General features: G+C 57.8%; 12 protein-coding genes and 2 tRNA genes. All 14 read right to left on the bottom strand.

The genetic code is table 11. From position 1 onward, the window contains the following. Window positions 1-983: 983 nt before the first annotated feature. Window positions 984-1,331, bottom strand: a complete 348-nt coding sequence (locus tag AO268_RS17805) for a BON domain-containing protein (RefSeq protein WP_032862919.1) — start codon at window positions 1,329-1,331, stop codon at window positions 984-986. A 293-nt stretch (window positions 1,332-1,624) separates the two neighbouring features. Then, window positions 1,625-3,730: a polyribonucleotide nucleotidyltransferase gene (gene pnp / locus AO268_RS17800; protein WP_099169417.1), complete on the bottom strand. Its 2,106-nt coding sequence runs from the start codon at window positions 3,728-3,730 to the stop codon at window positions 1,625-1,627. A gap of 194 nt (window positions 3,731-3,924) precedes the next feature. Then, on the bottom strand, window positions 3,925-4,194 hold the full coding sequence (gene rpsO / locus AO268_RS17795; protein WP_003177875.1) for a 30S ribosomal protein S15: 270 nt from the start codon (window positions 4,192-4,194) through the stop codon (window positions 3,925-3,927). Window positions 4,195-4,309: 115 nt separating this feature from the next. Next, complete coding sequence (truB, locus tag AO268_RS17790) at window positions 4,310-5,227, bottom strand: tRNA pseudouridine(55) synthase TruB (RefSeq protein ID WP_076962746.1); 918 nt, start codon at window positions 5,225-5,227, stop codon at window positions 4,310-4,312. Between the two features lie 3 nt (window positions 5,228-5,230). Next, entirely contained in the window at window positions 5,231-5,626 is a 396-nt protein-coding gene (gene rbfA, locus AO268_RS17785) for a 30S ribosome-binding factor RbfA (RefSeq protein WP_029298974.1), read from the bottom strand. Window positions 5,627-5,784: 158 nt separating this feature from the next. Beyond that, entirely contained in the window at window positions 5,785-8,310 is a 2,526-nt protein-coding gene (gene infB, locus AO268_RS17780) for a translation initiation factor IF-2 (RefSeq protein ID WP_076962745.1), read from the bottom strand. 27 nt (window positions 8,311-8,337) lie between these two features. Continuing rightward, on the bottom strand, window positions 8,338-9,819 hold the full coding sequence (gene nusA / locus AO268_RS17775; protein ID WP_038445977.1) for a transcription termination factor NusA: 1,482 nt from the start codon (window positions 9,817-9,819) through the stop codon (window positions 8,338-8,340). Window positions 9,820-9,878: 59 nt separating this feature from the next. Beyond that, a complete protein-coding gene (gene rimP, locus AO268_RS17770; protein ID WP_159439769.1) occupies window positions 9,879-10,337 on the bottom strand; it encodes a ribosome maturation factor RimP in 459 nt (152 codons plus the stop codon). 140 nt (window positions 10,338-10,477) lie between these two features. Beyond that, a tRNA-Met gene (locus AO268_RS17765) sits at window positions 10,478-10,554 on the bottom strand. Window positions 10,555-10,650: 96 nt separating this feature from the next. Continuing rightward, window positions 10,651-10,736 (bottom strand) — tRNA-Leu (locus AO268_RS17760). A gap of 22 nt (window positions 10,737-10,758) precedes the next feature. After that, window positions 10,759-11,142, bottom strand: coding sequence for a preprotein translocase subunit SecG (gene secG, locus AO268_RS17755; RefSeq protein ID WP_003194191.1), 384 nt, complete (start codon window positions 11,140-11,142; stop codon window positions 10,759-10,761). A 4-nt stretch (window positions 11,143-11,146) separates the two neighbouring features. Continuing rightward, window positions 11,147-11,902 (bottom strand): triose-phosphate isomerase, encoded by a 756-nt coding sequence (gene tpiA / locus AO268_RS17750; RefSeq protein WP_099169416.1) that lies wholly within the window; start codon window positions 11,900-11,902, stop codon window positions 11,147-11,149. 66 nt (window positions 11,903-11,968) lie between these two features. After that, window positions 11,969-13,306: a phosphoglucosamine mutase gene (gene glmM / locus AO268_RS17745; protein ID WP_076962743.1), complete on the bottom strand. Its 1,338-nt coding sequence runs from the start codon at window positions 13,304-13,306 to the stop codon at window positions 11,969-11,971. A 16-nt stretch (window positions 13,307-13,322) separates the two neighbouring features. Beyond that, a complete protein-coding gene (folP, locus tag AO268_RS17740; RefSeq protein WP_099169415.1) occupies window positions 13,323-14,174 on the bottom strand; it encodes a dihydropteroate synthase in 852 nt (283 codons plus the stop codon). Window positions 14,175-14,178 lie beyond the last annotated feature (4 nt).

Below are 14,178 nucleotides of genomic sequence, written 5' to 3'. Positions count from 1 at the left end.
CGTTCGGCAAGCTCTAAATTTTTATTGCCTGAGTGATCGCCATCGCAGGCAAGCCAGCTCCCACAGTTGACCGCGCTCATCCTGAATAAACTCGATCAATGTGGGAGCCGGGCTTGCCCGCGATGAGGCCAGTGGGAGCAGCACAAGACCTGCTGGCACGTTCGGCAAGCTCTAAATTTTTATTGCCTGAGTGATCGCCATCGCAGGCAAGCCAGCTCCCACAGTTGACCGCGCTCATCCTGAATAAACTCGATCAATGTGGGAGCCGGGCTTGCCCGCGATGAGGCCAGTGGGAGCAGCACAAGACCTGCTGGCACGTTCGGCAAGCTCTAAATTTTTATTGCCTGAGTGATCGCCATCGCAGGCAAGCCAGCTCCCACAGTTGACCGCGCTCATCCTGAATAAACTCGATCAATGTGGGAGCCGGGCTTGCCCGCGATGAGGCCAGTGGGAGCAGCACAAGACCTGCTGGCACGTTCGGCAAGCTTTAAATTTTTATTGCCTGAGTGATCGCCATCGCAGGCAAGCCAGCTCCCACAGTTGACCGCGCTCATCCTGAATAAACTCGATCAATGTGGGAGCCGGGCTTGCCCGCGATGAGGCCAGTGGGAGCAGCACAAGACCTGCTGGCACGTTCGGCAAGCTTTAAATTTTTATTGCCTGAGTGATCGCCATCGCAGGCAAGCCAGCTCCCACAGTTGACCGCGCTCATCCTGAATAAGCTCGATCAATGTGGGAGCCGGGCTTGCCCGTGATGAGGCCAGTGGGAGCAGCACAAGACCTGCTGGCAAGCCCGCACACACTGGATATGCCACCCTGCCAAAATGCATTCCACGTCACAAATAAAACGGGCCCCGACACAAGTGCCGGGGCCCGTAGTGACCACATCCCTGTGGTCGGTCGCATGAACCTATAAGGTGCATTGAGCGGATATCTGCCTCGCCCGTGGCCGCCTTGGTTAAGTCCAGTCGATTCGTTGCGCGTTACTCTGCTTTCAGGCCGTCGGCCGATACAGCTTTAACGCCTTTGATTTTCTTGGTGATGGCCACTGCCATTTCCTTCTGTGCATCAGTGACAGCCACAGTGGAAGACAGGGAAACCACGCCTTTGTTGGTTTCGACTTTGATGTCGGTGCCAGGAATGCCTTTCTCGGTGACCAGGTCAGCTTTGACTTTAGTGGTGATCCAGGTATCGGAGGTCGCTTCTTTGGCCTTGGTCACTTCACCGGCGGCTACAACCATTGGCGCCTGGGAAGTTTGGGCAAACGCAACGTTAGCCATGGTCAGGGTCAGAGCGGTGGCAGTTGCAGCAGCGATAGCGAACTTCTTCATACGAGTAACTCCTGTTTTTTCAAAGGTCTGCAGCGTTTCAACGTTAATGCTGCAGGGTTACCAGTACTGTTGCAGGCGCTGTGCCAACTTTTACCAACTAACAAAATCCTTAAAAAACAACAAGTTATAAAAATACTCAATTTTCGGAATCGTGCAACTTGCATGAAGCCCGTCGTGCCTGCATGCAAGTTGCGGCTTTTGCACTGGGCTAAACAGCTGATTTACCGTCACTTTCCCAAAGCCATAAAAAAGGACTCCGAAGAGTCCTTTTTCAGCGTGAAGCCTGGGGGTAATTAAACGCCCGAGGCCTTGGCTGCTGCTACGTCCTTGATGGACAGCTTGATACGGCCGCGGTTGTCCACGTCCAGTACCAGCACTTCCACTTCCTGGCCTTCTTTCAGGATGTCGGTCACTTTCTCTACGCGAGCATCGCTCAGCATGGAGATGTGAACCAGACCGTCCTTGCCCGGCAGGATGTTGACGAATGCGCCGAAGTCGACGATGCGCTCAACCTTACCCACGTAGATCTTGCCGATCTCGGCTTCAGCGGTGATACCCAGGACGCGCTGACGTGCCGCTTCAGCCGCTTCCTTGGTCTCGCCGAAGATCTTGATCGAACCGTCGTCTTCGATATCGATCGAAGCCTTGGTTTCTTCGCAGATCGCACGGATGGTCGCGCCGCCTTTACCGATAACATCACGGATTTTGTCGGTGTCGATTTTCATCGCGATCATGGTCGGAGCATTTTCCGACAGCTCGGTGCGGGACTGACCAATGATCTGGTTCATCTGGCCGAGGATGTTCAGGCGCGCTTCCAGGGCTTGGCCCAGAGCGATTTCCATGATCTCTTCGGTGATGCCCTTGATCTTGATGTCCATCTGCAGCGCGGTCACACCCTTGGCGGTACCGGCTACCTTGAAGTCCATGTCGCCCAGGTGGTCTTCGTCGCCCAGGATGTCGGTCAGGACGGCGAACTTCTCGCCTTCTTTAACCAGGCCCATGGCGATACCGGCAACCGGTGCCTTCATCGGCACGCCGGCGTCCATCAGTGCCAGGGAAGCACCACACACGGAAGCCATGGAGCTGGAACCGTTGGACTCGGTGATTTCCGACACCACACGAATGGTGTACGGGAACACGTCAGCAGCAGGCAGCATGGCCGAAATCGAACGGCGGGCCAGACGGCCGTGACCGATTTCGCGACGACCAGCGCCACCCATGCGACCACACTCGCCTACCGAGAACGGAGGGAAGTTGTAGTGCAGCATGAACGGGTCTTTTTTCTCGCCTTCCAGGGTGTCCAGCAGCTGTGCGTCACGGGCGGTACCCAGTGTTGCAACAACCAGGGCCTGGGTTTCGCCACGGGTGAACAGGGCCGAACCGTGGGTTTTTGGCAGAACGCCGACTTCGATGTTCAGCGGACGTACGGTGCGAGTGTCGCGACCGTCGATACGTGGCTTGCCGTTTACGATGTTTTCGCGAACGGTGCGGTATTCGATTTCGCCGAATGCTGCTTTGACTTCGCTGGAAGAAGGCTGGCCTTCTTCACCGGACAGCTTGGCCACAACCTGGTCCTTCAGCTCACCCAGGCGAGCGTAACGGTCGGCCTTGATGGTGATGGTGTAGGCGTCGGAGATTTGTGCGCCGAACTCGGAGCGGATAGCACCCAGCAGTTCGGTGGCTTCAGGCGCAGGCGCCCAGGTCCAGGTTGGCTTGGCAGCTTCGGCAGCCAGTTCTTTAACCGCGTTGATCACCACCTGGAACTCGTCGTGAGCAAACAGTACCGCGCCCAGCATCTGGTCTTCGGTCAGCTCTTTGGCTTCCGATTCAACCATCAACACGGCTTCCGAAGTACCGGCAACGACCATGTCCAGGCTCGAAACTTTCTGTTGTTCGTAAGTCGGGTTCAGCAGGTAGCCGGTGCTTTCGTGGAACGCAACACGGGCAGCGCCGATCGGGCCATCGAAAGGAATACCGGAGATAGCCAGGGCAGCCGAGGTGCCGATCATCGCAGCGATGTCCGGATCGGTCTTCTTGCTGGTGGAAACGACGGTGCAGACAACCTGCACTTCGTTCATGAAGCCTTCTGGGAACAGCGGACGGATCGGACGGTCGATCAGTCGGGAAGTCAGGGTTTCTTTCTCGGAAGGACGGCCTTCACGCTTGAAGAAACCACCAGGGATCTTACCGGCAGCGTAAGTCTTTTCCTGGTAGTGAACGGAAAGAGGGAAGAAGCCTTTGCTTGGGTCAGCGGTCTTGGCGCCTACAACGGTCACCAATACGGTAACGTCGTCGTCAACGGTGACCAGCACTGCGCCGGAGGCTTGACGGGCGATACGGCCTGTCTCGAGGGTAACGGTCGACTGACCGAACTGGAATTTTTTGATTACCGGGTTCACGGTGTCCTACCTTCTTTGTGGCTCTTGGGGAACTTGTCTTCTTGCGAAATTCTTGGGCAATGTCGGGAGTCGGCCCAACCCTTGTCCAGGGTAAAACGTGGATCCAGATAAAACTTGAGGCTGGGAGCCTGCCATGGGCCAGCGGGAATCCCACTGACACACGGCAAACAACCAACCTCTAGCGCAATCGCTGATTAGCGACGCAGACCCAGGCGACCGATCAGAGTCTGATAACGACCCAGATCCTTGCCTTTCAGGTAGTCCAGCAGCTTACGACGCTGGTTTACCATGCGGATCAGACCACGACGGGAGTGGTGGTCTTTACCGTTGGCCTTGAAGTGACCCTGCAGCTTGTTGATGTTGTGGGTCAGCAGTGCAACTTGCACTTCTGGCGAACCAGTGTCACCAACAGCTTGCTGATAGTCAGCTACGATTTGTGCTTTTTCTTGAACGTCGAGAGCCATGAGGCAATCCTTTTTTCAGGAAACCACCCAAAGGGCAGTTTCAACAGGCCAGGGACAAATCCCTGTATCTAAAAATGAGTGTTGACCGTGCCTGTTAACAGCCACACTCGTTCAGTCATTCTGACCGAATCAGCCGACGCGGCGCGATGCGCCCGTCTTCGCTCACTTCACCGATACCGATAAAGCGACCGTTATGATCTTGTACCCGCACCATGCCGAACTTCGGGGCATCCGGTGCGCGCACCGGCTGGCCGTTGAGCCAGTAGAACGCGCTGTGCTCCGAGAAGTGCAGCAATGGCCAATCCAGCAAACCGCTGTCCGATGGCATCAGGAAGCGATCAACTGCTTCGTTGCCGCCTTCGGCATGCACGGCTTCCAGCTCTTCCAGCGTGACCGTCTGGGCCAGGGTGAAAGGGCCGGCCTGGGTGCGTCGCAGCTCTGCAACGTACGCGCCGCAACCGAGTTGCTCACCGATATCTTCCACCAGGGTACGGATATAGGTGCCTTTGCTGCAGTCCACGGCCAAGCGGGCAGTGTCGCCTTCACAGGCAAGCAATTCCAAGCGCGCAATAGTAACAGAACGCGGTTCGCGCTCCACTACTTCGCCCGCACGTGCCAGCTTGTAAAGAGGCTGGCCATCACGCTTGAGAGCCGAGTACATCGGCGGTATCTGACTGATTTGCCCACGAAAAGCGGGTAAGGCAGCCTCAATATCTGCACGACCAACGGTCACCTCGCGAACCTGCAGAACATCACCTTCGGCATCCGCCGTGGTGGTGGTCTTGCCCAGTTGCATCAGGGTTTCGTAACCCTTGTCCGAATCGAGCAGGTATTGCGAGAACTTGGTAGCCTCGCCAAAGCACAATGGCAATACGCCAGTGGCCAGGGGATCAAGGCTGCCGGTATGCCCGGCCTTCTCGGCATTGAGCAGCCAGCGGACCTTCTGCAACGCGGCATTGGAGGTAAAGCCAATGGGTTTGTCGAGCAGGATGATACCGCTGACATTACGGCGGATACGTTTGACCTGAGCCACCGCTTACTCCTTGGCGTCTTCAGGTGTGGACGGATGCTGATTGTCTTCAGCCACAGCGCGCTCGATCAGGGCCGACAGATGCGCACCACGCACGACGCTCTCGTCGTAGTGGAAGTGCAACTGGGGCACGCTACGCAGCTTCATCTCACGGGCCAACTGCATGCGCAGGAAACCTGCGGCAGAGTTGAGCACCTTGATGCTTTGCGCGATCTCTTCGCTGTTGTCCTGGCCCATCACGGTGATGAAGATCTTGGCGTGACCAACGTCACGGCTCACTTCAACGGCGGTGATGGTGACCAGGCCAACACGCGGGTCTTTGACTTCGCGACGGATCAGTTGGGCCAGCTCGCGCTGCATCTGATCGCCGATACGTTGGGTACGGCTGTATTCTTTTGCCATGTCTTGTTACCTGTTACTGCCTCACGGTGAAACCCGTGGGTCTGAAAGCGGCAAACGCCCGGCCTGACAAAAGCCAGACCGGGCGTTGCGTTTAGAGTCCGGACACTGCGCGGGGCATTTGCATGCCCACACGCGGCGTGGCTCCTGAAGTGCGCGAGTTAGAGGCTGCGAGCAACCTGGACCTTCTCGTAGACTTCGATCTTGTCGCCAGGCTTGACGTCGTTGTAGCTCTTGACGCCAATACCGCATTCCATGCCGGCACGTACTTCGGAAGCGTCATCCTTGAAGCGGCGCAGGGATTCCAGCTCGCCTTCAAAGATAACGATGTCTTCACGCAGTACACGGATTGGACGGTTACGGTGCACAGTCCCTTCGATAACCATGCAACCGGCGATCGCGCCAAACTTCGGCGAACGGAACACGTCACGTACTTCGGCAACACCCAGGATATTTTCCCGCACGTCACTGCCAAGCATGCCGGTAAGGGCTTTCTTGACGTCTTCGATGATGTCGTAGATGACGTTGTAGTAACGCATGTCCAGGCCTTCCTGCTCGACGATCTTCCGTGCGCCAGCATCGGCACGCACGTTGAAGCCGAACAGTACAGCGTTGGAAGCCAGTGCCAGGTTGGCGTCGGATTCGGTGATACCACCGACACCGCCACCGACAACACGCACTTGCACTTCGTCGTTACCCAGGCCATTCAAGGCGCCGTTCAACGCCTCGAGGGAGCCACGCACGTCAGATTTGAGGACGATGTTAAGCGTCTTCTTCTCTTCCTGGCCCATGTTCTCGAAGATGTTTTCCAGCTTGCCGGCGTGAGCACGGGCCAGCTTGACTTCACGGAACTTGCCTTGACGGAACAGAGCCACTTCACGGGCTTTCTTCTCGTCGGCAACCACGCTCATCTCGTCGCCAGCGTCCGGGGTACCGTCCAGGCCGAGAATCTCGACCGGGATAGCAGGACCTGCTTCCTTGATGGACTTGCCGTTCTCGTCGAGCATGGCACGTACACGGCCGTAGTTGGAACCGACCAGCACCATGTCGCCTTGGCGCAGGGTACCGTCTTGAACCAGCACGGTCGCAACCGGGCCACGGCCCTTGTCGAGGCGGGATTCAACGACCACACCACGGCCAGGAGCCGATGGCGTAGCGGTCAGTTCCAGGACTTCGGCTTGCAACAGGACGGCTTCAAGCAGTTCGTCAACGCCGGTACCCATCTTCGCCGAGACCGGTACGAATGGAGTGTCGCCACCCCACTCTTCGGAAGTCACACCGTGAACCGACAGTTCGCTACGGATGCGATCGAGATCGGCGCCCGGCTTGTCGATTTTGTTCACGGCAACCACCAGCGGCACGCCAGCAGCCTTGGCATGCTGAACGGCTTCGATGGTCTGCGGCATCACGCCGTCGTCCGCTGCAACCACCAGGATCACGATGTCAGTCGCCTTGGCACCACGGGCACGCATGGCGGTAAACGCGGCGTGACCAGGGGTGTCGAGGAACGTCACCATGCCACGGTCGGTTTCAACGTGGTAGGCACCGATGTGCTGGGTAATGCCGCCGGCTTCGCCCGCGGCAACCTTGGCACGACGGATGTAGTCGAGCAGGGAAGTCTTGCCGTGGTCAACGTGGCCCATGACGGTCACGACTGGAGCACGGGAAACTGCTTCACCTTCAAACTTCAGGGACTCGGCCAGGGAATCTTCCAGGGCGGTGTCGCTGACCAGGGTCACTTTGTGGCCCAGCTCTTCAGCAACCAGTTGGGCAGTTTCCTGGTCCAGTACCTGGTTGATGGTGGCCGGGGTACCCAGCTTGAACATGAACTTGATGATTTCAGCAGCCTTGACCGACATCTGCTGGGCGAGATCGCCAACAGTGATGGTCTCGCCGATCTTCACTTCACGCACGACAGGGCCGGTTGGGCTCTGGAAACCGTGGGCGTTGCGTTTCTTCAGCTTGGCCTTGCCGCGACCACCACGACGGAAGCCATCGCTTTCTTCGTCGGTAGTACGTGGGGCAACGCGCGGAGCAGGCGCTTTCTCTTTGACCGAAGCACGATGTGGAGCGTTTTTACGCTCGCCATCGCCACCGCCGCTACGACGATTGTTATCGTCGGCACGTGGTTTGTCCGGACGACGAGGTTCGTCGCGCTTGCGAGCGTCAGCAGCAGGCGCTGGTGCAGCGGCAACCGGAGCGGCCTCACGCACAGCTTCTACAGGCGCGCTAGGCGCAGCGACTGCGTCAGTACCAGCAGGTTGCGCAGCAGCAGGCTGGCGACGCGCTTCTTCTTCGGCGCGACGCTTGGCTTCTTCTTCAGCCTTCTGACGTGCAGCATTTTCTACTGCGCGACGTTCGTCCATCTCGCGTTTGCGCTCGGCTTCGATTTCTTCCGGGCTGCGCTGTACGAAGACTTTCTTCTTACGCACTTCAACGCTGATGCTCTTGCTACCAGCCACCCGCAGGGTGCTGGTTGTTTTGCGCTGCAATGTAATCTTGCGCGGTTCTTCCACTTTCGCCTTGTGGCTGCTTTTCAAGTGAGTCAGCAACGATTGCTTCTCACTGTCGCTCACATGTTCCTCGGCGGCGGTGTGCGGCAGACCTGCCTCACGCATCTGCTGCAACAGGCGCTCTACCGGTGTTTTGACCTCATCGGCCAGTTGTTTCACCGTGACTTGCGTCATGCACTTCTCTCCTCAGGCCGCGCCTAATTACTCGAACCAATGGGCTCGGGCGGCCATGATCAACTTGCCGGCACGATCATCGTCAATGCCGTCGATGTCGAGCAGGTCGTCAATAGACTGCTCGGCCAGGTCTTCGCGGGTAATTACGCCGCGCACCGCCAGTTCCATCGCCAAATCCTTGTCCATACCCTCAAGCGAGAGCAGGTCTTCGGCCGGATGGGCGTCTGCCAGCTTTTCCTCAGTAGCGATGGCTTTAGTCAACAAGCGATCCTTGGCCCGAGCGCGAAGCTCGTTGACGGTGTCTTCGTCAAAGCCGTCGATGTTGAGCATTTCCTCCACCGGTACGTAGGCAATCTCTTCCAGGCTGGTAAAGCCTTCATCTACCAGCACCTGTGCCAGGTCTTCGTCGACTTCCAGCTCGTCGATGAAGTTGCGCAGGATGTCGCCGGTTTCTGCTTGCTGCTTAGCCTGGATGTCCGATTCGGTCATGACGTTCAGGGTCCAACCAGTCAACTGGCTGGCCAGACGCACGTTCTGACCACCGCGACCGATGGCCTGGGCCAGATTGTCTGCGCCAACGGCGATGTCCATTGCATGGGCATCTTCGTCAACAATAATTGCCGCGACTTCGGCCGGGGACATGGCGTTGATCACGAACTGCGCCGGGTTATCGTCCCACAGCACGATATCCACACGCTCACCGCCCAATTCGCCCGACACTGCCTGGACGCGCGAACCGCGCATGCCAATGCAAGCACCTTGCGGGTCGATGCGCTTGTCCTTGGAGCGGACCGCGATCTTGGCGCGCGAACCCGGGTCGCGGGACGCGGCCATGACTTCGATCAGGCCTTCGGCAATTTCCGGCACTTCAATACGGAACAGCTCGATCAACATTTCCGGCGCGGTACGCGACAGGATCAGTTGAGGGCCACGGTTCTCAGTGCGGATTTCCTTGAGCAGCGCACGCAAACGCACGCCAACACGGAAGGTTTCGCGGGAAATGATGTCTTCACGGGCCAGCAACGCTTCAGCGTTGTTACCCAGGTCGACGATCACGTTGTCGCGGGTCACTTTCTTCACGGTGCCGGAGATGATTTCCCCCAGGCGCTCGCGGTAGGCGTCAACGACTTGAGCGCGCTCGGCTTCGCGGACCTTTTGCACGATGACTTGCTTGGCAGTCTGTGCAGCGATGCGGCCGAACTCGATGGACTCGATCTTTTCCTCGACGACGTCACCCACCTGGGCGCCCGGATGCGTTTGCGCAACCTTGCTTGGCCAGGTTTCGATGGCCGGATCATCAAGATCGGCTTCTTCGACGACCGTCCAGCGACGGAAAGTCTCATAGGCTCCGGTGTGGCGGTTGATTTCCACACGCAGATCAACTTCGTCTTCAAAACGCTTTTTGGTAGCAGTGGCCAGGGCCAGCTCCAGCGCTTCAAAAATCACGTTAGCCGGTACGCCCTTTTCATTGGATACCGACTCAACAACCAGCAGTACTTCTTTGCTCATCGTACGCCTCGCCTTTCGCAAGCCATTGGATCCGCGGGATCCGCAGTTTCTGGCACGTCTCAGTCAAAACTGGGAATAATGTTGGCCTTGTCGATCATATCGATCGGCAACAGGAACTCGTGGTCGTCTACCTGCACCACTACATCCTGTTCTTCTACACCGCGCAGAAGGCCCTGAAAGTTGCGTCGCCCTTCAAAGGGAGATCGCAGCTTGATCTTCACTTGTTCACCGACATATTTAGCAAACTGCTCAATAGTGAACAGTGGGCGTTCCATGCCTGGCGAGGAAACTTCGAGGGTGTATTCAACGGCAATTGGATCTTCAACATCCAGCACACCGCTGATCTGACGGCTGACGATGGCACAATCGTCCACCAGCACACCGCCCTCTTTATCGATATAAACGCGCAACATTGAGTGGCGACCTTGAGCCGAAAACTCAATACCCCAGCATTCATAGCCTAGGGCCACGACCACCGGGGCCAGCAAGGCCTGCAACTCTTCTAGCTTGCTCGACACCTGAACCCCCTCGTGCATGTATGTGCATGCTGTGCAAAATAAAAAAATGGGCGAAACGCCCATCCTTGAAACGCCGTCGAACAGCGGCGTTGAAAGTGTCCAGCTAACAAAAAGCCCCTTAAAAGGGGCTCCGCTAAAACTGGTTGCGGGGGCCGGATTTGAACCGACGACCTTCGGGTTATGAGCCCGACGAGCTACCAGACTGCTCCACCCCGCGACAAAGCTGGGGCGGAAGTATACGACCGATCCCTTACAGGGTCAATGTAACCTTCCACCTACAAGAAAGCCCGCAACAGCGGGCTCTCCTGATAATTGGTACCGAGAAGGGGACTCGAACCCCTACACCCTATGGGCACAACCACCTCAAGGTTGCGTGTCTACCAATTCCACCACCTCGGCAATACAGCGTTTACAACCCTTCTTACTTCTGCTCTTGAGCTGGAGGCACGTCAGTCGCTGGAGTAGCCGACTTTTGCTCTTGAAGCACCGGGACATCATCAGAAGCCGGTTTTGCTTTTGGCACTTCCAACACTGCTGGATTTGGGAGACCTACTTGAGTAAGCACATGAGCTTTCTCTTTAGCAAAGTAACCTAACCCCAAGCTGGTTATGAAGAAACCGGCGGCAAGTATAGCAGTAAACTTACTAAGAAAGGTAGAGGAACCTTGGCTTCCGAACACAGTATTTGAAGCACCTGCACCGAAAGACGCACCAGCATCCGCACCTTTACCCTGTTGCAGCAAAACCAGAGCGACGACGCTCAGAGCAGCCAACAGATGAAAAACGACTACGACTGTTTCCAGCATTTTTTCAGTTTCCCGCGGCGCGACAGATCGCACCGAACTCATCTGCATTCAGGGAAGCTCCACCAATGAGCCCCCCATCGATATCCGGCATGCCGAACAGTTCGACCGCATTGGCCGCCTTCACGCTGCCGCCGTATAGAAGACGCACACCTTGTGCGACTTCAGAATTCTCTGCCGCCAACTGCGCGCGGATGGCTGCGTGCACATCCTGCGCCTGTTGCGGTGTAGCAGTCAGCCCGGTGCCAATGGCCCAGACCGGCTCGTAAGCAATGACTGCCCTTGCAAACGCACCAACACCCAACTCTTCAATGATACTGCCTAGCTGACGCGAGACAACTTCAAGAGTCTTGCCCGATTCCCGCTGCTCCAGGGTCTCCCCTATACACAACACCGGAATCAAGCCACAAGCCTGTGCCGCTGCGAACTTACGATTGAGTGTCCCATCACGCTCGCCCATCATCTGACGGCGCTCGGAGTGCCCGACAAGCACATAGGAACAACCCGCATCGACCAACTGACTCGGCGAAATCTCACCGGTCAACGCACCTTGCATTGGCTCCACTGCGGAGTTCTGCGCGCCGACCTGAATCGACTTGCCTTTCAAGCCTTCAACCACTTGGTTGATATGCAAGCAAGGCGGGAACACCGCAACATCAACACCGCTCGGCAAGGCCAAGTGACGAAGGCCATTGATCAGCTCAGCGACACTGGCGCGGGTACCGTGCATCTTCCAGTTACCAGCTACCATAGTGCGACGCATGCTGTACCTCGTCGGTCAAAGTGGGCGCAGATGTTACCCAACCACATCATCACTGGCAAGCCGAATTCAGGCGCAAACTTCAGTTACCAGTTTTGCCAGCTCTTCGGCATAGCCGCGAACCTGTGTTTCGTCGTCGCCTTCGACCATCACGCGCACCAAAGGCTCGGTTCCCGACTTGCGCAGCAAGACCCGGCCACGCCCCGCCATGGCGACGGTCACGCGCTCACAGGCTTCCTTGATCGCCGGGTGCTCGATAGGGTTTTCACCCCCCGAGAAACGTACATTGAGCAACACCTGCGGGCACTTGCGCAGTGCCTGGCGTGCCTGGGCCAGGCTTTCTTCACGGCGGCGCAGGGCCAACAGCACCTGCAGCGCCGCGATGATCGCATCACCGGTAGTCGTATGCTGGAAGCACACGACATGCCCCGAATTCTCACCGCCTATCTGCCAGTTACGCTCCAGCAGCTCGGCAATCACGTAGCGGTCGCCCACATTGGCGCGCACGAACGGAATGCCCAGGTCGGCCAGGGCCAGCTCCAGCCCCAGGTTGCTCATCAGGGTGCCGACGACACCGCCTTGCAGTTTGTTGCGCTCATGCAGGTCGCGGGCAATGATGAACAACAGGTCGTCACCGTCGACGATGGCGCCGGTATGATCGACCATCAGCACCCGGTCACCGTCGCCATCGAAGGCAATACCCAGGTCCGCGTGCTCGGCCAATACCGCTGCCTGCAATTGCCCCATATGGGTCGAACCGCAGTTATCGTTGATGTTCAGGCCATTGGGCTGGGCCGACAGCACGGTCACCTCGGCGCCCAGTTCCTTGAACACGCTGGGGGCAACCTTGTAGGTCGCGCCGTGGGCACAGTCGATGACCACCTTGAGCCCGGCAAAATTGGTGCTGGTAGGCACGCTGCTTTTGCAAAACTCGATATAACGCCCCGAAGCGTCGTTGATCCGCGAAACCTTGCCCAGCTTGCTCGACTCGACGACCGTCATCGGCGCATCCAGCAGCTCTTCGATCATGTGTTCGATCGCGTCCGGCAGCTTGGTGCCCTGGCCCGAGAAGAACTTGATGCCATTGTCATCATGGGGATTGTGCGAAGCGCTGATCACAATACCGGCTTCAGCGTGAAAGGTACGCGTCAGGTAAGCGATCGCCGGCGTCGGCATCGGCCCCAGCAACATCACATCCGCCCCGGCAGCGGAAAGGCCCGCCTCCAGCGCAGACTCGAACATATAGCCTGAAATCCGCGTGTCCTTGCCGACCAGGATGCGGCATGCACCCATACTGCGGAAGGCCATGCCGGCCGCCCAGCCCAGCTTGAGCATAAAATCCGGAGTGATCGGGAACTCGCCGACCCGACCACGAATACCGTCGGTGCCAAAATATTTTTTAGTCATAAGTGCTCCATCATTCTTATTCGGCTGATTCTACCGCTTCGATCATCCGTACGACGTCAACCGTCTCGGCCACATCATGCACCCGCAGAATGCGCGCGCCCTTGGCAACGGCCAGCGCCGCCAGGGCCAGGCCGCCATGCAGGCGCTCACCCACGGGACGATTCAGGGCCATGCCTATCATGCTCTTGCGCGACACCCCAACCAACAGGGGGCGACCAAGGGCATGCAGCGATTCCATATGTTTGAACAGGCTCAGGTTGTGCTGCAGGGTCTTGGCAAAACCAAACCCCGGATCCAGGATGATCCGCTCAGGCGCGATTCCCGCCGCGGCGCATTGGGCCATGCGCCCTGCAAGAAATTCCGTCACGTCTTCAACCAGGTTGTCGTAGTGCGGAGCGTCCTGCATCGTCCCCGGCTCGCCGAGCATATGCATCAGGCACACAGGCAACCCGGTGGCCGCGGCAGCATCCAGCGCACCGTCGCGCTGCAGTGAGCGCACGTCATTGATCAACCCGGCCCCAAGCCGCGCTGTTTCGCGCATGACAGCCGGCGTCGAGGTGTCTACCGAAATGATGACATCCAGCTCACGGTGGATCCGCTCGACAATCGGTGCAACACGCTCCATCTCCTCCAACGGGGAAACAGCACGCGCGCCAGGCCGGGTCGATTCGCCACCGACATCGATGATGGTCGCACCCGCAGCCACCATCGCTTGGGCATGGCGCATGGCCGCATCCCGCTGGCTGAAGCGACCACCGTCAGAAAAGGAGTCAGGGGTAATATTAAGAATGCCCATAACGTGAGTACGGGCCAAATCAAGAACCCGGCTGCCGCAAGGCAACCGGGTAGAGGGCAACACAGAAGTCATTTCA

The organism is Pseudomonas sp. ICMP 8385, from assembly GCF_002699915.1.
Taxonomy (GTDB): domain Bacteria; phylum Pseudomonadota; class Gammaproteobacteria; order Pseudomonadales; family Pseudomonadaceae; genus Aquipseudomonas; species Aquipseudomonas gessardii.
Note: the sequence above shows the minus strand (reverse complement) of the source record. Positions and strands in the feature narration are given on the sequence as shown.